Source organism: uncultured Corynebacterium sp., from assembly GCF_945649885.1.
Taxonomy (GTDB): Bacteria; Actinomycetota; Actinomycetes; order Mycobacteriales; family Mycobacteriaceae; genus Corynebacterium.
Window position 1 is genome coordinate 1 of the sequence record NZ_CALZFS010000007.1, and the last position, 21,403, is coordinate 21,403.

Here is a 21,403-nt window from a genome sequence, read left to right on the forward strand (position 1 = left end):
ACCTGGCACTGGAGACTGACATTCCAGTCGTGGAGATTGCTGAAACCCCTGAGGTGGATGGAAAGTTCCTCGACACCTTCACCACCGCTGTCACCGACCTTGAGCAGGCTGGCCGCTAGAATCAACACAATGCTATTGAATTTCACCGATGCCGCGGTGGATCCCCTGTGGAAGGACCTCAATCTCGGGCTCCGTCGGGGTGAGATGATCGCTGTCCTGGGCCCCAACGGGGTGGGAAAATCCACCCTCCTGGGCACAATTCTGGGCACCCGCAAACTCACACACGGCTCAGTGGAAACCAAGGCCCGGATCGGTTTCATCCCCCAGCAGCGGATGTTCCCGCGGGACCTGCCCTTGAGATCACGCGATCTTGTCTCCCTCGCCTCTGCGCATGGGGTGTTCAAGAAGCGTCGGGCGGCCAAGGGGGACGTCGACAAGCTCTTGGAACGCGTCGGTGCCACCGGCCTGGCTGATCGCCGGGTGGGTGAGCTTTCCGGCGGCCAGCAGCAGCTGATCCGTCAGGCCCAGGCCCTGGCCACACGGCCGGAGGTGCTGCTTGCCGACGAACCACTGCTCAGCCTCGATCCCGGCATCCAGCAGCGCACCGTCGGGCTGCTCGGTGAGCTTCGTGCCGAGGGGATCGGTCAGATCATTGTCACCCATGACATCAATCCCCTGATCAGGCTGGTGGATCGGATTCTCTACCTGGCCCCGCATGGACACACCATCGGTACCGTTGATGAGGTCATGCAGTCCGACCGACTCTCAGAACTCTACGACGCCCCCGTCACCGTGGTCCGCGTCGATAACCGAATCGTGGTGGTTTGACCATGGAAGCCTGGCTCACCGATACCCAGTACCTGCTGTCCGTCGGCTTTGTTCAGCATGCCCTCATCGCAGCAGCCCTGCTTGGGCTGCTCTCCGGAGTGATGGCCCCGCTGATCGTGGTGCGGCAGATGTCCTTCTCCGTCCACGGCACCGCAGAGCTTGCCCTCATGGGCGCATCCGCCGCACTACTCTTCGGGCTGAATGTCGGCGGTGGCGCAGTGATCGGATCCATCGTGGCAGCCATCATGCTCGCGGTACTGGGCATGAAAAACCAGGACAGTGCCGTGGGTGTGGTGATGAGTTTCGGGCTCGGCCTGGCAGTGCTCTTCATTCACCTGTATCCCGGGCGCAGCTCCACCGCATTCTCCCTGCTCACAGGGCAGATCGTGGGAGTATCCTCAGCTTCCTTGTGGATCCTGGTGGCGGTGACCGTGGTGGTCGTTGGTGCCGTGATCCTCTTCTGGCGCCCCCTGATGTTCGCCTCCGCTGATCCGCTGCTGGCCCAGGCATCCGGACTCAATATCCGCATGATCGCCATCGGCTTTGCCATCATGGTGGGTCTGACCACCTCACAGTCCGTTCAGATTGTGGGCGCGCTGCTGGTGATGGCCCTGCTGATTGTCCCTGGTGCAGCAGCTGTCCAGATCACCGCCAACCCTGTCCTGGCGGTGGTGTTCTCTGTGATCTTCGCCCTGGTTTCAGCAGTCGGTGGTCTTGTCATTTCCCTCGCCCCGGGCCTTCCGGTAAGTGTTTTCGTCACCACCATTTCCTTCATCATCTACCTGGTGTGCAGGTTACTGGGGTGGCTCCGTGGGCGGGGCGCCCAGCGTGATGAGGACGCCTACAGGCGTCGACTCCTACACACGGACCATCATCACTAAAACACCGGTTTATCCAGCGCAGAGATAAACCCTGGCTGTCCACATCATGGACACCCAGGGTTCATCTGTTGGCACAGTCTTGACAACTAGCCCTTCAGGCGACGCTGACGGGCGAACTCTGACAGCACCACGCCGGCCGCGACAGAGGCGTTGAGTGATTCCACCCAGCCTTCAGTGGGGATGGACATGATGGTGTCGCAATTTTCCTTGACCAGACGGGAGATACCCTTACCCTCTGAACCAACGACGATGACAACATTGTCGGTGCCGTCGTAGGTGTCCAGGGTGTGATCGCCACCGGCATCCAGACCAACGATCTGGTAGCCGTTCTTCTGGAATTCCTTGATGGTGCGGTTCATGTTGGTTTCCTTGGCCACCGGCACACGCGCTGCGGTACCTGCGGAGGTACGCCATGCCACTGCGGTCACGGATGCGGAACGACGCTCCGGGATGATGACACCGTTGCCACCGAAGGCACCCACGGAGCGGATGACCGCGCCGAGGTTGCGTGGATCGGTGATGTTGTCAAGGATGACGAACATACCTGGCTTGGGCAGGGCCGCAGCATCTGCGATGAGATCATGCAGATCTGCATATTCAAATGGTGGGATGGCCAGGCCGATGCCCTGGTGCATGCCGTTACCGGTCATACGATCCAGTTCCAGCTTATTCACCTCGAGCACCGGAAGTGCACGGTTGGCAGCCAGGTGGACGGCTTCGCTCAGACGCTCATCATTGGAGGTGCCTTCCGCAACATAGAGCGCGGTTGCCGGGACCTTAGCCTTCAGGCACTCCAGAACTGGGTTGCGGCCGACAACAATTTCAGTCTGTTCACGCTGGTGACGGCCCTTATCACGACGCTGACGTTCCAGCTTGCGCTTGTGTGCCGCGTGATAGACACGGTCTTCTGCCTTGGGGGTTGGGCCTTTGCCGCGGAGGCCACGTTGGACTTCTCCACCGCTGCCCTTCTGGGCACCCTTCTTGTTTGTCTTGCGGACACCGCCGTGGCGGCCGTCATTTCCTGCCATTGTGAAAAAATTCCCTTCCTAGAAGTCTCCCACTCTACTGCAGTTTCCAAGACACGCCATCAGCGGTGTCTACCACATCGATTCCTGCAGCTGCCAGACGGTCGCGCACTTCATCGGCGACAGCCCAGTTCTTTTCCTCGCGTGCCTGCGCACGTCGTTCTAATTCAGCGTTGACCAGCACGTCTAATGCCTCGAGTGCTGCGCCATCATCGGAGTCTGTGGCCCAGAGCTGTGGGTCGAAGCCTAAAACACCGGTCATCGCGCGAACGGTACCGGCGATGCGCTGTGCTGTTTCCATATCCCCATTGGCCAGTGCACTGTTACCTTCACGCACTGCATTGTGGATTTCTGCGAGTGCCTTGGGCACTGCCAGGTCTTCATCCATGGCAGCTTCAAAATCAGCGGTCCACTCGCCAACCTCGACCGCACCCACGCGCTCCAGGAAGGCTTCGATGCGCCTGTAGCCGGCTGCCGCCTCCGACAGTGCTCCCTCGGAGTACTCCAGAACGGAGCGGTAGTGCGCGGATCCGAGGTAGTAGCGCAGCTCCACCGGACGCACACTTTCCAGCATCTTCGGCACGGAGAGAACATTGCCCAGGGATTTGGACATCTTCTCCCCTGCCATGGTCACCCAGTGGTTGTGCATCCAATACTGGGCGAAGTCATCGCCAGCGGCGTGTGCCTGGGCGATCTCATTTTCATGGTGTGGGAACTGCAGGTCCAGTCCACCGCAGTGGATATCAAACTCCGCGCCCAGGTAGTAGGTAGCCATGGCTGAGCACTCAAGGTGCCAGCCGGGGCGTCCCGCACCCCAGGGGGTGGGCCAGTTCGGTTCGCCCGGCTTGGCGGCCTTCCATAAAGCGAAGTCCTGGGGGCCACGTTTGCCGAAGTTGTCGGTTTCGCCCTGTTCCATCTCCTCGACACGGTTACCGGACAACGATCCATAATCAGAGCCCTCGGCCTTGGACCAGGCGTCAACGTCGAAGTAAACGGAGCCCTCGACTTCATAGGCGAAGCCGTTGTCGATCAGGCGCTCCATGTACCGGACCATCTGGGTGACGTGTCCGGTGGCACGGGGTTCCACACTGGGTGGGAGCACACCGAGGGTTTCATAAGCCCAGGTGAATTCCCGTTCATAGGTGGAGACCCATTCCCACCAGGGGCGTCCGTTCTCGGCGGCCTTGGTGAGGATCTTGTCATCGATATCGGTGACATTACGGACAAAAGCCACGTCCAGGCCTTTGGACATGAGCCAGCGGCGCAGGATGTCAAAGGCCACGCCGGAGCGGACATGGCCGATGTGTGGCTGTGCCTGTGGGGTCGCACCACACAGGTACACCGAGGCATGACCTGGTTGAACAGGCTGAAATTCTCGAAGCGTACGGGTACCGGTGTCAAAGATGCGTAGAGTCACGTCCCCTAGTCTAACCTGTGTACGAACACGCAAGGATTCAACTTAAGGTGTAGCAGGCACTGTTTCTTTAATTGCAACGTTAAGAAGGTTGGCTCCCGCTTCAATTTCACCCAAACCATAAGTATTGACAGGTCCGGTTTTCTTGTAATTGGAGACAACAATCGGCGTGGTTACCTCATAACCTGCAGCCTTGATGGCATCGATATCGAATTCACACAGCAGCTCACCTGCTTGGACTTCATCGCCTTGCTTTTTCAGCGAGTTAAAGTGCGTGCCGTTGAGGTTTACTGTGTCGAAACCAATGTGCATCAAGATATCCACATTGGAACCATCCTCAGCCTTGGTGCGAACTGCGAAAGCATGGCCAGATGGGAATGCCACCACAATCTTTCCACTCACCGGAGAAACTAACTGCCCCTTGGTTGGGACGATGGCAACGCCCGAGCCAAGCTTTCCGCTGGCAAACATGGCATCGCTGACGCTGCTCAGTGCAATAGCTTCACCGGTCAAAGGTGCCTGGATGATGGTGGAATCGTTTGAAAATTCTGCGGGTGCTTCTGCTTCGGCTTTGGTCGTTCCTGCAGGCACTGGAGCAGCGGTTGCATCTGGATCAATGCTGCCGTTGCGGCGAACCAAGTAAAGGCCATAAGCAATCGCTGCGCCGAATGCGATGAAGAAGGTAACAACTGCACACACCAAGAACATGACCATATCTGGGGCATCAATAGAGACAACACCCAAGAAACCTGCAGCGCCCAACGCAACTGCCTTGATATTAAAGAGTGCAATCAAAGCGCCACCGATAGCTGCGGTACCGATACCGATGAAGAACGGCCAGCGCAGGCGAAGGTTCACACCGAAGATCGCAGGCTCCGTAATACCAAGAACAGCGGAGACACCTGAAGCACCTGCAAGGCCCTTGAGCTTTTCACTCTTCGCCAGGAAGAACACTGCCAAACATGCCGCACCCTGGGCGATGTTAGCCATAGATGCCGTTGCGAAGATGAAGGATCCACCCTGGTTAAACAGCTCCAGCTCAATTGGCGGGAAGGACTGGTGCAGACCAGTGATGACGATTGGTGAGTAGACCAGACCGAAGAGCAGACCGCCGACTGGACCACCGAAATCATAAAGTCCCTGTAGACCGTGTGCCAGCACATCGCCCACCCAGCGCATTGCTGGGCCAATGGCGATGAATGTAAGGAATCCGGTGAGCAGCAACGTCAGCACTGGAGTGATCAGGAAGTCTGCAGTGCCCTTGAGTCGCTTGTGCAAGAACTTTTCGATCGTTGCCAGAATCCAAGAAACCACCAGCACAGGAAGCACGGTGCCCTGGTAACCGGCTTGGGCAACATCTAAACCAAACAGGGACCACATAGGCATTTCGCCCGCAGCCATGGTGGCGGCCACGTCGTAGCCGTTAACCAGGGTTGGGAACACCATCGCCATACCAATGCCGGCGCCCAGGAACTCATTGCCACCGAAACGCTTGGTTGCGGTGAAACCAACCAACACTGGCAAGAACGCGAACGGCGCAGATGCCATGAGGTTGATCATCTCAGCAACACCGCTGATCTGAGGGAACATCTCCACCAGTGATTGCGGACCGAACAGATCCTGCGCAACCAACACATTGTTGATAGCCATGAGCAGACCGCCACCAACCAAGATTGGAATCAGCGGGACGAAAATGTCCGCCAATACCTTCACAGCACGGCTGAACCAGTTGGCGTTGTTAGCCACAACATCTTTGAGCTGCTCTGTGGACACAGCGATGTCTTTGGAGGTTGCGTCATCGAGTTCTTTGAAAACATGATCCACATCGCCTGGCCCGACGATGATCTGGAACATACCACCCGTTTCAAACGTGCCTTTCAGATCTGGATCATCATCCAGACTTTGGCGATCCACATCCTTGGTGTCTTTGAGCACGAGGCGTAAACGCGTTGCACAGTGTGCGGCGGCGACAATGTTGTCTTCGCCGCCAATGTCGCGCAGGATGCGTTGCGCGAGGTCCTTATGGTCCATGAATTTCTCCTTAACCGGGAAGAAACAAAAATATTCAGACATGAATGTTTGTTCAAAAGCTAAACAACATTAAACCTGTTTATTTGTGTCCGATCAAGGGATTTTGCGAAGTATTTGTGCAATTCGCCACAAAAGACCCTTTTTTATGACTTATCTCTCAATAGTGTCACCTTTGAAGGCCCGGAAAGCGAATGAAACCTGTCCATCACCTGCAGTTATCTCAATGGCTGTATTATCGTCCGCGATCACTAATTCGCCAGGTTTTACCTCAGCTACGCGACGATCACCATCACGATCCACAGACAAACGGACACCATCCCACTCGAGGGAAATATTGCCTCGGATGTCTACTCGGACAGGTTCAGAACCTAATACAGATCTGATTACCCCCGACTCCCCCTCTGGGAGAAGAAGCTCTTGATAGATCGCGTGGTTGCGCAAATGAAGCTTGCGGGGCACAGTCAGGCAATGCACCCATCCTTCCTGTGCAACTGTTGGGTGATCATCCTGCGCGGGCAGCCCCATCCAGCCCACGAGCCAGGCATCAGAACCGTTTACTGCAACCTGCGGTGCGTAGAATTCATGGCCGAAATCCAGCTCGCTGAATCCTCGCAAGACGCGGAAGGTCGTTCCTTCAAGCTTGCCGACGACATATCCGCACTGGTCAGAGCTTGCGTAGTGAGTAACCTCATCGTGGATTCGGTCCAATCCTTGTGGACAGAAAATCAGCACGTCGAGATCTTCGCCAGTTTCTTCATCGCGAAGCGTAAAAAGGTTGGGGCATTCCCACATGTAGCCACCGGGAACGAGATCAGGAGCAGAACCAGGTTGTGCATCACTGAGGTCAAAGGTGATTTCACCGGAGAATTCCCAGTTTTCAAGATCTGTCGAGCGGTATAGAACCGCTGCACCGGTGAGGTTTTCGCGTTGAGCCCCAAGAACCATTTTCCAACCATCACCATCAGGGCTGATCATGGGATCGCGGTAATGGGGTGTGAAACCGCTGGCGGGTCCGTCGATAAGCGGATTTTTAGGCGAACGGCGATGAATGCCTCCCATCAGCCCAGTTGGGTCCTCGACTTCGACGAGGTTTTGGGTGGCGCGGCGCTTGCCGTCAATTTTTAGGTTGCCGGTGTAGAAAAGTTTAAGTGTGCCGTCAGTAAATACGGCTCCACCGGAATAGCATCCATCCAGGTCATAGGATGCATCCGGGTAAAGAGCGTCGGGCAGGTGCGTCCACTGCAATCGCTGCGGTCCGGTCAACGGCGTGGTGGTCTGAGCCCAGCCGGTGCGCTTTGGTGCGAAGGGGAAACCTGGATCGTGCTGGTAGTAGACGTGGAGGGTATCTCCATCGACGTACATTCCGTTGGGATCATTGAGCCTGCCCTGCGGAGGAGTCACATGGTACGCAGGGCGCAAACTGGAAAGTTCTGTGTGCATAGCCCCACACACTACTTTCCTTTTTGTTTCTAGCGCAGCTTTAATTGCTCCATGAGACGGTAGTGATCAGCGTTTTCCAGCTTGGATGCTGCTGCTTCATCAACGATGATGGTGGCATTGTTGTGCATCTGCAGGATGGAACCTGGGCAAGAAGCAGTCAGCGGGCCTTCGACGATGCCTGCGATGGCAACTGCCTTGGACGCACCGGTGGCCACCAGGACGATGTTCTCGGCGCTCATGATGGTGCCCAGTCCCTGGGTCATGGCGTGGGTGGGGACTTCCTCGATGGTGTCGAAGAATCGGGCGTTGTCCTTGATGGTCTGCGGGTGCAGTGCCTGGACCTTGGTGGGTCCCTGCAGGGAGGAGGTCGGCTCATTGAAACCGATGTGGCCGTTCACGCCCACACCGAGCAGCTGGATGGCGACGCCGGCGTCGATGATCTTGGCTTCGTATTCCGCCACCGCGTGGTATGGATCAGGGTCAGTGCTGTCCGGGCTGTGGACATTGGCATCCTCGAAGTCCACGAGTGCGGTGAACTCGTTGCGAATGGTCTTGAAATAACTGTTGTCATCGTCGCGGTCCAGGCCGACATATTCATCCAGCAGGAAGGCCTGGATGTTCTTGAAGGACAGTTCGCCGGCCTCATAGAGGCGGATCAGTTCCTTGTAGGTGCTCAGCGGTGAGGACCCGGTGGCTAGGCCGAGGGTCTTTCCCTGCTGAACGAAAGGTGCAATGACAGCGGCTGCCGCCTTGCCTACTTCTTGAGCGTTCGCCCGAATAATGATGTCCATTCTCAGTGTCCTTTTCAGATCGTGTTATTAATCAAACTATCGGGCCGTCGGTCCAAACTTGGTTAATTTTGCCACTTGAGTCGAAAACCACAATATTCAGGGGAGCTCCCGAAAAAATCCCCAGGTCAGAAAGCCCCAGTACTTGCGCTGGTGTGGACGAGGTGTGGGTGGTGGCGTCGATAAGCGTCATGCCGCGTGCCACGTGACGGGAAAACTGTTGCGCCAGAGTACTTGTACCCCCGGCCAATGTGCCATCGTACAGGCGGGCAACGCCCCCACTGACCACCACATCCAATTGCCCCAGAGCATAATCGCCATCGGGCATTCCGGCGGCCTCCATGGCGTCGGTGACAAAGACCGCGTTGGTGCGCGCTCCGTCGACGATGCCGTCATGCAGGTGGACGCCGTCAGCAACCAGCTCCACATAGGCCTTGGAGGCCGCAGCCGCAGCCAGCAGGGCTCCTGCGGCACCCGGTGCGCGGTGGTGCAGCGGAGGCATGGCGTTGAACAGGTGCGTTGCGGTGACGGTCAGTCCACGTTCCAGTGCCTTGTCGACGCCCGACTGTGTCTGCTCAAAATCTGCGTCGGTGTGCCCGAAGGAGCAGATGATGTTGTGGGTGGCGCACAGATCCAGCATTTCCTCCAGGTTGTCGGTTTCCGGGGCCAGGGTGATGGAGCGGACCCAGCCGTTGGCGGCGGTGATGATGGCCGCGAAGTCCTGCGGATTGCCGGGGTAGATGTACTCCGGGTTCTGGGCGCCACAGCGGCAGGCGTTGATATAGGGGCCTTCCAGGTGGAATCCGTGGAGCAGGCCTTCCTCGCACAGTGGGATGAGTGTGTGTAGCTGGGAGATCAGGGCATCGGGTGCTGCTGAGACCATGCTGGCCAACAGGGTGGTGGTGCCGTTGCTGCGGTGGAAGAGTGCCGCTTGGCGTGCCTGTTCATAGGTTCCGGTGGGAAATGCGCCGCCGAAGCCGCCGTGGTTGTGGAGGTCCACAAACCCGGGGACGATGGTGGGTCCGATGGGGTTGAAGCCCTCTCCGGACACGGGTGTGCCGGTGACTGAGGTGATGTGGCCATCCTGGAAGTTGAGGTGGCCGTCAAGCACTCCGTCCGGGGTGACGATCCACCCCTGAAGTTCTCCTGACATGGGTTTGTCCATGTTGCACCCTTCTTGAATGCAGGTGTGAGGGGAAGTCTGTCAAAAGGGGAAAGAAAATCTTCCCAGAACCCATACTAGGACGTATGATGTCCTACGTCTACCATGTCCACTTCCTAGGAGCCCCTTCCCGCCATGACCTCCCAGACTTTCACCGGTGTCATCCCGCCCGTCCTCACTCCCCTGCACGAGGACGGCAGCGTGGACACCGATACCCTGCGCATCCTGATCGACCACCTGATTGATGGTGGCGTTGACGCCCTCTTCGCCCTCGGCTCCTCCAGCGAGGCGGCCTTCCTTACCCGCGATCAACGTCGCGTGGTCACCAGAACCATCACCGACCATGCCGCTGGCCGGGTCCCGGTCATCGTCGGTGTCATCGACACCACCACCCCACGCGTGCTGGAACACGTCGCCGATGCCATCGAGATGGGTGCCCAGGGGCTGGTGGCAACCGCCCCCTTCTACACCCGCACCCACCCCCTGGAGATCGAGGAGCACTTCACCCGCATCCACCAGGCTGCACCGCAACTCCCGCTCTACGCCTACAACCTTCCGGTATCTGTGCACGTGAACCTGGACACCGATCTCCTGCTGCGCCTGGGCAAGGCCGGCGTGATCTCGGGTGTGAAGGATTCCTCCGGTAATGACGGCGCCATCCGTGGCCTCATCGAAGCCCGTGATGATGCCGGGCTGCGTGATCAGATCAAGATCCTCACCGGTTCCGAAACCACCGTGGACTTCGCCTACCTGGCCGGTGCCGATGGCGTGGTTCCAGGTCTGGGCAACGTCAACCCACACGACTACGCTGCACTCCACAAGCTGTGCACGGAACGTCGGTGGGATGAGGCGGCGGAACTGCAGAAGCGTATCAACCACCTGTTCCACATCGTCTTTGTCGGCGACCAGTCCCGCATGTCCGGATCCTCCGCAGGCCTGGGCGGTTTCAAGACCGCACTTGTCCACCTGGGTGTGTTCCCCAACGCTGTGATGTGTGCACCTCACCAGAGCCTCTCCGGTGAGGAAACCGCCCGCATCAATAGCATTGTGGATAAGTTCTACGTCACGCCCTAGAGAAGGTAGCTTCCATGCCACGCACCTGCACCCTCGCCCTTGACATCGGGGGAACCAAGATCGCCCACGCGCTCATCCCCGATGACGCCCCGGACACCACCCTGGGATCCGGCAGGGTGAGTACGCAGGGCGCTGGTCTGTCCCCCCTGGAACAGACCCGGGCTGCACTGGAGGCTGGCCTGCAGGAAGCCGCCCGCCTCAACGTCCAGATCCAACGCGTTGGCATGGGCGCACCTGGGGTGGTGCGCGCCCCAGCAGGCGAGATCATCTACAACGGTGACACCATCACCGGGTGGGCTGGCTCTGACCTGCGTGGACTAACGCAAAGCATCATCGATGTTCCATTTGCGGCACATAATGATGTCCGCGTGTGGGCTTATGGTGAACACCTCCTAGGTGCCGGTCTGCGCCACGCTCTCAGCGGGCGGGTGCTCTACGTTTCCCTGGGCACCGGAGTGGGTGGCGCCATCATTGATGAGGGCCAACTGCTGACCGGTTCCACCTCCACTGCGGGGGAATTCGCTGAGATCATCTGCGCAGACCATGCAGGAAAAGCTGTGCGGTGTGAGAATGTAGCCAGTGGTACCGGACTCACCCGGTACTACAATTCAACTGCCGACACCAACCTCACACTCCACGACATCATGAAACGATGGGATGCGGGAGAAGAACTCGCCCGCACGATCATCACCGGGAATCTCACAGGATTCGGCCGTACCCTCGGGGCACTGACAACTCTCCTGGACCTGGCTGCCGTGGTGGTGGGCGGTGGTGTGTCCGGTATCGGTGCACCCGTCCTTGATCCCATCCGCGAGGGCATCTCCCAGACCACCCTTGTCCCCAACCGTGGTGTCCACATACTCACCACAGAGCTCGGCCCTGATGCGGCAGTCATCGCCGCAGCCCAGTACGCCCGCGACCACGCTTTCTAAACGCATTTTCAAGCTGAGGAAACCACCATGCCCCAACTCTCCTTCAACGATAAAAGAGCAGCACTCCACCAGGCCCTGCGTGGGCAGTTGATTGTCTCGGTGCAGGCACCCGATGGCCATGCCATGCGCGACACCCACACGCTCACCCATGTCGCCGCCGCCTGCGTCGACGGAGGTGCCCCGGCGATCCGCTGCGGTGGCTATGGCGGGGTGGCGGACATCAGCTCCATTGTCAACCGCGTGGAAGTGCCGGTATTCGGCCTGACCAAGGAGGGCACCGAGGGTGTCTACATCACCCCCTCCCGCGAATCCGTCCGTGCCGTCGCTGAGGCCGGGGCATCCGTGGTGTGTGCCGATGCCACCTTCCGCCCCCGCCCTGACGGGTCGACCTTCAAGGAACTTGTGGTGGTGGCCCACGACAGTGGTGTGCTGATCATGGCAGACTGCGCCACACCGGAGGAGATCATGGCAGCCCACGAAGCCGGTGCGGACTTCCTCTCCACCACGCTGGCCGGCTACACCGAACACCGGGAGAAAACCGAAGGTCCCGACTTCGACTGCCTCCGGGAAGCTCGGGCACTGGTGCCGGATGCCTTCCTCATCGGCGAGGGACGTTTCCACACCCCGGCTGATGTTGCGCATGGCCGACTCATCGGCGCTGACGCCATCATCGTGGGCACCGCCATCACCGACCCCGGATTCATCACCAGGCAGTTCGGGTCCCTGTTGGACTAGTCTGTTCGACACCAAGCCACAGAAAAGACCCAGAGGGCCACCGCGGAGATATGTCCGCGGTGGCTCTCTGCGTTTCAGCTAAGAAGACTGCTGCTTGGCGCTTCCACAGGCATCACGCAAGGTGACGGTACGCTCTTCACCGTCGTGCAGGTCGCCCTCAATGAGATAGAAGTCGATCTTGAAGGTCTGCTCATCGAAGGTGCAGACAGCGAAGCTCTGGGTCTCTGACTGGCGGTAATTATCATGGACATCCTCAAACTTCGGGAAGTCCTCCGGCTGCACCGCAACAGCGAAGAGAGCATTCCAGTGATCGGTGTCCTGGAGCGCGTGGTAGGAGGCCGAGTTGGTGCATCAGCACAATCCAGTTGGCGCCGTAGGCTGCTTCGTTGGTGACGTTGGCATTCCAATAGGCGTTCTGGGTATCGGTGTAGTGGATGAACTGGGTCTGGGTGAGACCTTCTGCCCCAGTGCGGAAGGAGCCGGTGTCAGAAAAACCCTCAGTTTCAGAACCGAGCTGGAAATAGTACTGGGTGTCAGGGGTCAGGTCGGTGGCTATGGCCTTGCTGGTGTGTTCAGTGACTTCCTGGAGGGCCAGGTATCCCAGCTCAGTCGCCGAGCTTCTCACCGATCATGCGGCGAAAGGGTGCGTAATGGTTGGTCACCGCGCGTCGATAAGCATCCCCGTCACCGTTAGAAAGCGCATCGACGATCTCGCGGTGAGCCTCGATCGTCTGGTTGATGTCCTCCGGCATCGGCAGGTTGAGCAGGGGCTGGGATTCCGACTGGATGCGCCAGAACGCATCATTGAGCTCCCGGATCAGCGGGTTGCGGATCTTCGCCAACAACGCGGCGTGAAAGGCCTGGTCCTCAGCAGCGAAGGGCTCATCCCTGCCATTGTGCATGCTCATTTTGTCCACCAGGGACAACAAATCACCGCGGGACTCCTCGGTGAAGGTCTCAATCAGCTCCTCCGCCAGGGCGAGGTCGAGGATCTCACGGGTTTCCACCACGTGGAGCAGATTCTCCAGGGAGGTATCCGTGTTGAGCACCGTCCTGAACACCATGCCGTTGATCAGTGGTTCCAGCGACATCTCAGAGACGAAGGTGCCATAGCCGTGGCGGACCTCAACGATATCGAGAGTGACCAGCGCGCGGATTGCCTCTCGGATGGCGGAGCGGGAGCAGCCGAGTTCCTCACACAGGAGTGTTTCGGAGGGGAGGACATCCCCCGGGCGCAGCCCGCGGTCCCGGATATAACGCTTGATGTCCCTGACCGCGTCCTGGGTGGTCGATCGTGTACGCACGGGCTTCCGTGGAGTGGTCATGATCCATGCCTCACAATTCTTTTCCGTTATCAGGCCCCTGCCGTCATTAGCGGGCCTACTACCAGGCTAAGTCTAAATAACGTGCGCCAACACTCCCTGAAAAGCCAGGCCCACGGGGAGTTTCTCCCAATAACGGGGGTGGGATTTCATTTGATGTTCAGGAAACCTGAGAAAAACCATTCCTGAACATCAGACGTCTGATGTATATTGACCTTACACACAACATCATGACCTCGCTCACATTATCCAATGAGAGGGTCATGGTACACAATCATCCCCCTCAGCTCCCTCAAGCTTCTCCCACCTTCCCCCTGCACTGACCACCCCAGTCACCACCTCAAGAAAAGGACGCACAACATGACCACCACTGTTTCGCGCCGCAACTTCCTCCGCGCCACAGGCATCCTCGGAGCAGCCGCTGGCATCGGCGCCACCCTGGCCGCCTGCGCACCAGACTCCTCCACTGACACCGGCAGCAACACCGGCAGCACCGCTGAATCTGGCTCCGCCAATGACGCCGGCACCATCACCGCCGCCATCTCCTATGAACTGGGCACCAATGGCTATGACCCGATGACCACCACCGCAGCTCTCACCGTGGCTGTCAACTGGCACACCATGGAAGGCCTGACTGAGATCGACCCCGCCACCGGTGAGGTCTACGCAGCACTTGCCTCCGAAATGCCCGCTACCGACGCAACCTCCGTGGACATCACCCTGCGCGAGGGTGCAGTCTTCTCCAACGGTGAGACCGTCACCGCCGACGACGTGGTCTACTCCTTCGAACGCGTCCTGGACCCCAACAACAACTCCCTCTACGCCTCCTTCATCCCCTTCATCAAAAGCGTGAACAAGAAGGACGACACCACCGTCACCCTCGACCTCGACTACGCCACCGGTGTCCTTGCCGAACGCATCGCAGTGGTCAAGATCGTGCCCAAGGCCGCAGTAGAAGCCGACGCATCCGGATTCGACACCAACCCCATCGGCACCGGCGCCTACATCATGACCGACAACGGTGGTGCCTCCAAGATCGTCAAATTCGAACGCAATGATGACTACACCGGCCCCCGCCCGGCGCGCGCCGCCACCATGGAATGGCAGATCATCCCGGATGCCTCCACCCGCACCAACTCCATCCAGTCCGGCAACACCATGGCCATCGACTCCGTGCCTTACCTCTCCATCCCCCAGCTGGAAGACACCAGCAACGTGGAATCCGTCCAGGGCTTCGGACTGCTGTTCGCCATGTTCAACCTCTCCGAATCCAACCCCTTCAACGACCTGCGCAACCGCCAGGCCTTCCTCTACTCCCTCGACATGGACAAGATCATCACCACTGGCATGTCCGACCAGGCCACCGCCGCCACCTCCTTTGTGCAGAAGGAACACCCCAACTACAACGAAGCCTCCACCGTCTACTCTCTCGACCTGGACAAAGCCAAGAGCCTGTTTGAAGAAACCGGGCTCACCAGCATGCGCCTGCTGTGCACCGACCACGACTGGGTCCGCAACTGCACCCCACTGATCCAGGAATCCCTCGCCGCAGCCGGCATCGAGGTCGACTTCACCGAACGTAAATCCGCTGACGTCTACAACACCATCGACGGCGACGAAAACTCCTTCGACGTGGTAATCGCACCCGGTGATCCCTCCGTCTTCGGCAACGACCCCGACCTCCTCATGCGCTGGTGGTACGCCGGCGACGTCTGGACCGACACCCGCATGCACTGGAAGGGCTCCGAATCCTACGACGAGATACAACAGCTGCTCGAAGAAGGCATCCGCTCCACCGACTCCGATGAACAACAAGACCTCTGGAACCGCACCTTCGACGCCCTCTCCGACAACGTCCCCCTCTATCCACTGTTCCACCGCAAGGTACCAACCGCCTGGAACCCCGAGGAACTGGTGGACTTCCAGCCCATCAGCCTCACCGGTCTCAGCTTTGTCAACGTGGCAACCAGCAGATAACCCCTAAAAAGTGCACACCCCTCAGCCCGGCGCAGCCAGCCTTCCCATCTGTGCCGCACCGGGCTGAAATGCTCTCCAGCCTGCTCCCTGGCGCATAGTCTCCCCTTCACACCGGCGATACGCGCGTTTCACCGACCAATGAAAGTATGAATACCCACCATGTCTAATCTCTTAAGACTTGTAGGTCGAAGACTGATTGCTTTGCCGATCATGATCATCGGTGTCACCATCTTGGTCTTCCTCGTCATGTCTTTCTCCCCGGCGGACCCGGCGCGACTGGCCCTGGGTGAGTCTGCCTCCCCGGCGGCTCTGGAGGCCTACCGTGAGGCTAATGGTCTCAATGATCCCTTGCTGATGCGTTATGCCAACTTCCTCTTAGGGATGATCCAGGGTGATCTGGGTACCTCTGCTGGTGGTGTGGCGGTGACTGACATGGTGGCCCGTGCTTTTCCGATCACCATCCAGCTCACGTTCTGGGGTCTGGTGATTGCTGTGGTCCTAGCGTTGATTCTGGGTGTCCTCGCAGCGCTCTTCCGTGATCGTTGGCCAGATCAGCTCATCCGCGTGGCCTCGATTGCCGCGCTGGCAACGCCATCCTTCTGGCTGGCGATTCTGCTTATCCAGTGGTTGGGAACCATCCCGGGTGCCTGGGGTTTCTTCCCTGCGCTGGTTACCCGTTGGACTCCTTTCAGTGAGGATCCCGCGGTGTATTTCAACAACATTGCATTACCTGCGCTTGCCCTGGCTGTTCCGGTGGCAGGTTCCCTGGCCCGTGTGGTGCGCACCTCCATGGTGGAGGAACTGGATCGTGACTATGTCCGCACCGCCATCGGTGCCGGCATCCCGAAGGCTGAGGTCATCTCCCGCAATGTTTTGCGCAATGCCCTGATCACCCCGATCACGGTGTTGGGCCTGCGTGTGGGGTATCTCATGGGTGGTGCCGTGATCATTGAGATCATCTTCAACATCCAGGCCATGGGTCAGCTCATCCTCGATGGCGTGACCCGCAATGACGTACCACTGGTCCAGGGCGTCACCCTCACCGTGGCCATTGCTTTCATCATCGTCAACATCATCGTGGACCTTCTCTATGTCCTCGTTAATCCCCGGATCAGGAGCATCTGATGCGCCGCAAACTCACCACCAAGTTGGAAAGCAACCCGGGCGCCCGACTCGGCGGTTTCTGTTCCCTGCCCATCCCCTCCCGGATTGCCTTCGGGTTCCTTCTCCTCATCGTGGCCGCGGCGGTGTTTGCACCGCTGATCACCAAGTTCGATCCCCTGGCCTCCGGCACTCCGGTACAGCCACCCAATGGTGAGCATTGGTTTGGCACCGATGCGATCGGTCGTGACATCTTCTCCCGTGTGGCCCATGGCGCACGTGCTTCCCTGATCATCGGACTGTTCGCCACCGGCATCGCACTGCTGTGTGCCGCAGTCCTCGGCTCAATTGCGGCCACTGCGAACAAGGTCATCTCTGAAGTCCTCATGCGCATCCTGGATGTCGTCATGTCCTTCCCCGGCATCGCACTGGCAGCGGTCTTCGTGGCGGTGTTCGGCAACTCAGTGTCCATCATCGTCTTTGCCATCGCCTTCCTCTATGTCCCACAGCTGGCCAGGGTGGTCCGTGCCAACATCCTCTCCCAGTACAGCGAGGACTATGTCAACGCATCGCGTGTGGTCGGTGCTTCCACCACCCACATCCTGATCAAACACGTGGCCCGAAACTGCATGGCTCCGATCCTGGTGTTCGCCACCGTCCTGGTCGCCGATGCCATCGTGTTTGAAGCCTCCCTGTCCTTCATCAACGCCGGTGTGAAACCACCATCACCGTCCTGGGGCAACATCCTCGCCGATGGCAAGGCACTGCTGCTGTCTGGTGCCTGGTGGCCCACCTTCTTCCCCGGCTTCATGATCCTGCTGACCGTGCTCTCCCTCAACATCCTCTCCGAAGGCATGACCGATACCCTGGCCAGTCCCAAGGCCAAGCCGGTGCCGGAGTCCCTGAAGAAGGAGACCACCGAAGACCTTGCAGCAGACAAGGCCCAGGATGCAGACGCCCCCATTGTGCTGGGCCAGACCTCCCGTGAACAGGCCAACGCAGCACTGGCGGAATCCCTCGAAGCGCTGGCAGACAGCGAATACCGCACCGATAACCGTATGGTCTTCGCGGGCGATGAAACCCCCTTGATTGAGGTCCGCGACCTCAAGATCTCCTTCCCCAACGCCCACGGTGAGGTGGCCATCGTCGATGGTGTGAACTTCACCATCGCACCGGGCCAGACCATGGGACTGGTCGGCGAATCCGGCTGTGGCAAGTCCATCACCGCAATGTCCATCATGGGACTGCTGCCAGCCACCGCCAAGATCGAAGGTGAAATCCTCTATGACGGCAAGAACCTGCTCACCCTCAAACCGGAAGAACTCAATGCCCTGCGTGGTCATGAAATCGCCATGATCTACCAGGATGCACTTTCCGCACTGAACCCCTCCATGCTGATCCGTGCCCAAATGGGCCAGCTGACCAAACGTGGTGGAAAGCGCAGTGCGGAGGAACTCCTCGAACTGGTCGGACTGGATCCGGTGCGCACCCTGCGTTCCTATCCCCATGAACTCTCCGGTGGGCAGCGCCAGCGTGTCCTGATCGCCATGGCACTGACCCGTAACCCACGCCTGCTGATTGCCGATGAACCCACCACCGCCCTGGACGTCACCGTCCAGCAGCAGGTTGTGGATCTGCTCAATGAACTGCGTGAAAAGCTCGGCTTCGCCATGGTGTTTGTCTCCCACGACCTGGCACTGGTGGCCCAACTGGTTCACAAACTCACCGTCATGTACGCAGGCCAAGTGGTCGAACAGGGCAACACCACTGAAATTCTCACCGACCCACGGCATGAATACACCCGTGGCCTGCTGGGGTCCGTGCTTTCCATCGAAGCCGGAGTGGACCGTCTCTACCAGATCCCCGGCACCGTGCCATCGCCGAAGGAATATGTTGCCGGTGACCGTTTCGCACCACGATCCAATCACCCCACCCTGGGACTGGATCAAAAACCCACCCTGCGTCCGATTCCAGGCACCGAACATGCCTTCGCTGCCACCGATGATCTCCTCGCCCAGAAGGGGGCCACACAATAATGCATATCCCACCAGTCCCTGATGTGGATGTCCCTGTCATTGAACTCAAAGACACCACCGTCATCCACAAGACCCGCGCCGGGAAACTCTTTCGCCCGGATACCGTGCATGCCAATAGAAACATTGACTTCAAGGCCTACCGCAATGAGGTTGTGGGTATCGTCGGTGAGTCCGGCTGTGGCAAGTCCACGCTGGCACGCGTGATGGTGGGCCTTCAGGCGGTGTCCTCCGGTGAGGTGCTGTTCAAGGGCAAGCCCCTGCGTGCGCGTGGTAACCGCAAGGAGATCGGTAAGTCCATCTCCGTGGTGTTCCAGGATCCGGCGACCTCCCTCAACCCCCGCATGACGGTGCGCGAGCAGCTACTTGATCCGCTCAAGATCCACGGGGTGGGCACGGACGCCTCCCGCAACAAGTGGATCTCTGATCTGGTCAACATGGTGGGCCTGCCCCAGTCCGCGCTGGAGGTGCTGCCCCGGCAGGTTTCCGGTGGTCAGCGTCAGCGCGTCGCCATTGCCCGCGCATTGACGCTGAACCCTGATCTCATCATCGCTGATGAGCCGACCTCTGCACTTGATGTGTCAGTGCGTGCGCAGGTGCTCAACCTGCTGCTTGATCTCAAGGCTGAATTCGGACTGGGTCTGGTGTTCATCTCCCATGACATCAACACCGTGCGTTATGTCTCTGACCGTATGGCGGTAATGCTCAAGGGGGAGATCATCGAACAGAACATCACGGAAGAAATCTTCAACAACGCCCAGCATGAGTACACCCGAACCTTGCTCTCAGCAACACCTTCATTGCTGAGCTAGCTGTGCGACGTCCAGACCACCGCGGTGGCCAACGCCGCGCGGCCCTCACCACGGCCGGTGAAACCCATGTGGTCTGTGGTGGTGGCAGACAGTGAGCAGGGTGCCCCGATGATCTCAGAGATCACCTGCTGGGCTTCTTCACGCCGTGGTCCGAACTTCGGGGTCTGACCCACCAGCTGGGCCGCTACATTGCCGATGACAAAGCCCTTGTCCTCCAGGAGTTCACGGACCTCCTTCAACAGCTGAGTGCCGGAGACACCGTCATATTCTGGACGCCCCACGCCCACGAAGGAACCAAGATCCCCCAGGCCGGAAGCAGACAGAAGCGCATCGACGATGGCGTGGGCGACCACGTCGCCATCGGAGTGGCCTTCGCAGCCATCGGCGCCGTCGAAAAGCAGGCAGGCAATCCAGCAGGGCTTGCCGGCTTCGATCTGGTGGGCGTCAGAAGCAATACCTACGCGGGGGATGATGGTCATCGGGTTAGTCACCTGGTACCTCAAAAATCGTGGGTTCTGCCTCATCGGTGATCCGCTGGGCAAGCATCATATCGATCGGGGTGGTCACCTTGAAGGCCATGGGATCGCCCTGCACGCAGGTCACATCCGTGCCGTACCACTCCATCAGGCTGGCATCATCGGTGGGGATGAAACCAGGATCAGGGGTAGCGAAGAACTTCTCATTGGCTGCGCGCAGTTCAGACAACAGGAAGCCCTGTGGAGTCTGCACGGCGCGGAGATCAGCACGGTTCGGGGTGTCCACCACTAGTGAGTCACTGACACGTTTGATGGTGTCGGCCACCGGCATCACAGGAATGACAGCCGGGGCACCTTCCATCACAGTGCGGGTCACGCGCGCAATCATCCCCGGTGGGGTCAACGCACGGGCACTGTCATGGATGAGCACAATCGCATCATCATGATCAATGGCCTGCAGACCTGCCCACACGGAATCGGCACGCTCGCCACCACCGTGGACCAGACGCACAGTCACGCCTTCCGGATCATCGATGAGTCCGCGTTTACCGAGGAGCTCGCGGGCATAATCCTCCATATCCGGGCTGACCAGGATGATGATCTCATCCACAACCTCGGAGGTGAGCATCGCACGCAGGGAACGCTCCACCAGGGAACGGCCACGAAGCGTAACAAAAGCCTTGGGGATTGGCCCCCCGAGGCGGGTGCCACGACCGGCAGCGGCTAAAAGAGCCACCACCGGTAGACGTTTTTCAGAAGCCAACGCTTAAGATGCCTAGTCTTCGTCGTCGAAGCTCAGATCGTTCAGATCCACATCAGCATCATCAAATTCATCGAAAGCATCCTTCTTGCCTTCCTCACCAAAGAGATCAGCGCGGTGGCGGGCAATCGTCTGATCAACCTCGCCGAGGAATTCATCAGCCTTCTTGTCATCAACAGTTTCTGCGAGCGCAAGCTCACCAACCAGAACCTGACGTGCCTTGGAGAGCATGCGCTTCTCACCAGCAGACAGGCCACGGTCCTGATCACGACGCCAGAGGTCACGAACAACCTCTGCCACCTTGTTCACATCACCGGAAGCAAGACGCTCCTGGTTTGCCTTATAACGACGGGACCAGTTGCCCGCCTCCTCCACGTCAAGCTCACGTAGAACGGAGAAGACCTTCTGCAGACCCTCTTCACCAACCACGTCACGCACACCGACCAGCTCGGCATTCTTAGCTGGGACGCGGACGACGAGATCGGAATGGTTGATCTGGAGAACCAGGTAGTCCATCGTCTCCCCATTAAGCTCACGCTGCTCAAGGGCTGCAATCATTGCAGCGCCATGATGCGGGTAAACGACGGTATCTCCGACCTTGAAATCCATTCC

21 protein-coding genes are annotated in these 21,403 nt (G+C 58.9%); 9 read left to right on the forward strand and 12 right to left on the reverse strand.

Features of this window, described 5'->3' with window-relative positions:
- Positions 1–129: 129 nt before the first annotated feature.
- Positions 130–828 carry a metal ABC transporter ATP-binding protein gene (locus Q0M74_RS01520; RefSeq protein ID WP_293951104.1) on the forward strand — a complete coding sequence of 233 codons (699 nt, stop codon included), beginning with the start codon at positions 130–132 and terminating at the stop codon, positions 826–828.
- Complete coding sequence (locus Q0M74_RS01525; protein WP_293951106.1) at positions 825–1,709, forward strand: metal ABC transporter permease; 885 nt, start codon at positions 825–827, stop codon at positions 1,707–1,709. Before Q0M74_RS01520 ends, Q0M74_RS01525 begins: the two co-directional genes overlap by 4 nt.
- A gap of 86 nt (positions 1,710–1,795) precedes the next feature.
- On the opposite strand, the gene rlmB is transcribed toward Q0M74_RS01525, so the two are convergent.
- The 6 genes from rlmB to Q0M74_RS01555 form a co-directional block, all read right to left on the reverse strand.
- Complete coding sequence (gene rlmB / locus Q0M74_RS01530) at positions 1,796–2,737, reverse strand: 23S rRNA (guanosine(2251)-2'-O)-methyltransferase RlmB (RefSeq protein ID WP_293951108.1); 942 nt, start codon at positions 2,735–2,737, stop codon at positions 1,796–1,798.
- Positions 2,738–2,771: 34 nt separating this feature from the next.
- Complete coding sequence (gene cysS / locus Q0M74_RS01535; RefSeq protein ID WP_293951110.1) at positions 2,772–4,151, reverse strand: cysteine--tRNA ligase; 1,380 nt, start codon at positions 4,149–4,151, stop codon at positions 2,772–2,774.
- 42 nt (positions 4,152–4,193) lie between these two features.
- Positions 4,194–6,179, reverse strand: coding sequence for a sucrose-specific PTS transporter subunit IIBC (locus Q0M74_RS01540; protein ID WP_059289832.1), 1,986 nt, complete (start codon positions 6,177–6,179; stop codon positions 4,194–4,196).
- A 150-nt stretch (positions 6,180–6,329) separates the two neighbouring features.
- Complete coding sequence (gene scrB / locus Q0M74_RS01545; RefSeq protein ID WP_293951112.1) at positions 6,330–7,631, reverse strand: sucrose-6-phosphate hydrolase; 1,302 nt, start codon at positions 7,629–7,631, stop codon at positions 6,330–6,332.
- Positions 7,632–7,648: 17 nt separating this feature from the next.
- Positions 7,649–8,410, reverse strand: coding sequence for a glucosamine-6-phosphate deaminase (locus Q0M74_RS01550; protein WP_293951114.1), 762 nt, complete (start codon positions 8,408–8,410; stop codon positions 7,649–7,651).
- A gap of 31 nt (positions 8,411–8,441) precedes the next feature.
- Positions 8,442–9,560 (reverse strand): N-acetylglucosamine-6-phosphate deacetylase, encoded by a 1,119-nt coding sequence (locus Q0M74_RS01555; RefSeq protein WP_293951116.1) that lies wholly within the window; start codon positions 9,558–9,560, stop codon positions 8,442–8,444.
- Between the two features lie 144 nt (positions 9,561–9,704).
- Between Q0M74_RS01555 and Q0M74_RS01560 the strand changes: the two genes are divergently transcribed.
- The 3 genes from Q0M74_RS01560 to Q0M74_RS01570 are packed head-to-tail and all read left to right on the forward strand — an operon-like array spanning position 9,705 to position 12,310.
- A complete protein-coding gene (locus Q0M74_RS01560; protein ID WP_293951118.1) occupies positions 9,705–10,643 on the forward strand; it encodes a dihydrodipicolinate synthase family protein in 939 nt (312 codons plus the stop codon).
- A gap of 14 nt (positions 10,644–10,657) precedes the next feature.
- Positions 10,658–11,575, forward strand: a complete 918-nt coding sequence (locus Q0M74_RS01565) for an ROK family protein (RefSeq protein WP_293951120.1) — start codon at positions 10,658–10,660, stop codon at positions 11,573–11,575.
- Positions 11,576–11,602: 27 nt separating this feature from the next.
- On the forward strand, positions 11,603–12,310 hold the full coding sequence (locus Q0M74_RS01570) for an N-acetylmannosamine-6-phosphate 2-epimerase (protein WP_293951122.1): 708 nt from the start codon (positions 11,603–11,605) through the stop codon (positions 12,308–12,310).
- Positions 12,311–12,388: 78 nt separating this feature from the next.
- Here Q0M74_RS01570 and Q0M74_RS01575 read toward each other — a convergent pair whose 3' ends face one another.
- From Q0M74_RS01575 to Q0M74_RS01585, 3 genes are read right to left on the reverse strand one after another with little or no spacing between them, the layout of a single operon-like run.
- The gene (locus Q0M74_RS01575) at positions 12,389–12,592 is read right to left on the reverse strand and encodes a hypothetical protein (RefSeq protein WP_293951124.1); all 204 of its coding nucleotides are present in this window, start codon (positions 12,590–12,592) and stop codon (positions 12,389–12,391) included.
- A complete protein-coding gene (locus Q0M74_RS01580) occupies positions 12,564–12,935 on the reverse strand; it encodes a fibronectin type III domain-containing protein (RefSeq protein ID WP_293951126.1) in 372 nt (123 codons plus the stop codon). Before Q0M74_RS01580 ends, Q0M74_RS01575 begins: the two co-directional genes overlap by 29 nt.
- A complete protein-coding gene (locus Q0M74_RS01585) occupies positions 12,916–13,635 on the reverse strand; it encodes a FadR/GntR family transcriptional regulator (RefSeq protein WP_293951129.1) in 720 nt (239 codons plus the stop codon). Before Q0M74_RS01585 ends, Q0M74_RS01580 begins: the two co-directional genes overlap by 20 nt.
- Before the next feature lie 357 nt (positions 13,636–13,992).
- Here Q0M74_RS01585 and Q0M74_RS01590 point away from each other — a divergent pair, with 357 nt between their 5' ends.
- From Q0M74_RS01590 to Q0M74_RS01605, 4 genes are all read left to right on the forward strand, one after another.
- Entirely contained in the window at positions 13,993–15,609 is a 1,617-nt protein-coding gene (locus Q0M74_RS01590; protein ID WP_293951131.1) for an ABC transporter substrate-binding protein, read from the forward strand.
- 159 nt (positions 15,610–15,768) lie between these two features.
- Positions 15,769–16,734, forward strand: a complete 966-nt coding sequence (locus tag Q0M74_RS01595; RefSeq protein ID WP_293951133.1) for an ABC transporter permease — start codon at positions 15,769–15,771, stop codon at positions 16,732–16,734.
- Complete coding sequence (locus Q0M74_RS01600) at positions 16,734–18,746, forward strand: dipeptide/oligopeptide/nickel ABC transporter permease/ATP-binding protein (protein WP_293951135.1); 2,013 nt, start codon at positions 16,734–16,736, stop codon at positions 18,744–18,746. The genes Q0M74_RS01595 and Q0M74_RS01600 overlap by 1 nt, the downstream gene beginning before the upstream one ends.
- Positions 18,746–19,555 (forward strand): ABC transporter ATP-binding protein, encoded by an 810-nt coding sequence (locus tag Q0M74_RS01605; protein WP_293951137.1) that lies wholly within the window; start codon positions 18,746–18,748, stop codon positions 19,553–19,555. Before Q0M74_RS01600 ends, Q0M74_RS01605 begins: the two co-directional genes overlap by 1 nt.
- Here Q0M74_RS01605 and ispF read toward each other — a convergent pair.
- Genes ispF through Q0M74_RS01620 form a run of 3 tightly spaced genes read right to left on the reverse strand, consistent with a single transcriptional unit; the run spans position 19,552 to position 21,400 of the window.
- Positions 19,552–20,046 (reverse strand): 2-C-methyl-D-erythritol 2,4-cyclodiphosphate synthase, encoded by a 495-nt coding sequence (gene ispF, locus Q0M74_RS01610; protein WP_293951139.1) that lies wholly within the window; start codon positions 20,044–20,046, stop codon positions 19,552–19,554. The two genes, Q0M74_RS01605 and ispF, sit on opposite strands and share 4 nt — an antisense overlap.
- The gene (gene ispD / locus Q0M74_RS01615) at positions 20,039–20,794 is read right to left on the reverse strand and encodes a 2-C-methyl-D-erythritol 4-phosphate cytidylyltransferase (RefSeq protein WP_293951141.1); all 756 of its coding nucleotides are present in this window, start codon (positions 20,792–20,794) and stop codon (positions 20,039–20,041) included. The genes ispF and ispD overlap by 8 nt, the downstream gene beginning before the upstream one ends.
- 12 nt (positions 20,795–20,806) lie before the next feature.
- Positions 20,807–21,400, reverse strand: a complete 594-nt coding sequence (locus Q0M74_RS01620) for a CarD family transcriptional regulator (protein ID WP_293951143.1) — start codon at positions 21,398–21,400, stop codon at positions 20,807–20,809.
- Between the last annotated feature and the right edge of the window lie 3 nt (positions 21,401–21,403).

Bases quoted from the DNA above. Each gene is read 5' to 3' on its own strand.
- Q0M74_RS01520 (WP_293951104.1), top strand. From the start codon at position 130: ATGCTATTGAATTTCACCGATGCCGCGGTGGATCCCCTGTGGAAGGAC.
- rlmB (WP_293951108.1), bottom strand. From the start codon at position 2,737: ATGGCAGGAAATGACGGCCGCCACGGCGGTGTCCGCAAGACAAACAAG.
- Q0M74_RS01540 (WP_059289832.1), bottom strand. From the start codon at position 6,179: ATGGACCATAAGGACCTCGCGCAACGCATCCTGCGCGACATTGGCGGC.
- Q0M74_RS01550 (WP_293951114.1), bottom strand. From the start codon at position 8,410: ATGGACATCATTATTCGGGCGAACGCTCAAGAAGTAGGCAAGGCGGCA.
- Q0M74_RS01555 (WP_293951116.1), bottom strand. From the start codon at position 9,560: ATGTCAGGAGAACTTCAGGGGTGGATCGTCACCCCGGACGGAGTGCTT.
- Q0M74_RS01560 (WP_293951118.1), top strand. From the start codon at position 9,705: ATGACCTCCCAGACTTTCACCGGTGTCATCCCGCCCGTCCTCACTCCC.
- Q0M74_RS01565 (WP_293951120.1), top strand. From the start codon at position 10,658: ATGCCACGCACCTGCACCCTCGCCCTTGACATCGGGGGAACCAAGATC.
- Q0M74_RS01570 (WP_293951122.1), top strand. From the start codon at position 11,603: ATGCCCCAACTCTCCTTCAACGATAAAAGAGCAGCACTCCACCAGGCC.
- Q0M74_RS01585 (WP_293951129.1), bottom strand. From the start codon at position 13,635: ATGACCACTCCACGGAAGCCCGTGCGTACACGATCGACCACCCAGGAC.
- Q0M74_RS01590 (WP_293951131.1), top strand. From the start codon at position 13,993: ATGACCACCACTGTTTCGCGCCGCAACTTCCTCCGCGCCACAGGCATC.
- Q0M74_RS01595 (WP_293951133.1), top strand. From the start codon at position 15,769: ATGTCTAATCTCTTAAGACTTGTAGGTCGAAGACTGATTGCTTTGCCG.
- Q0M74_RS01600 (WP_293951135.1), top strand. From the start codon at position 16,734: ATGCGCCGCAAACTCACCACCAAGTTGGAAAGCAACCCGGGCGCCCGA.
- Q0M74_RS01605 (WP_293951137.1), top strand. From the start codon at position 18,746: ATGCATATCCCACCAGTCCCTGATGTGGATGTCCCTGTCATTGAACTC.
- Q0M74_RS01620 (WP_293951143.1), bottom strand. From the start codon at position 21,400: ATGGATTTCAAGGTCGGAGATACCGTCGTTTACCCGCATCATGGCGCT.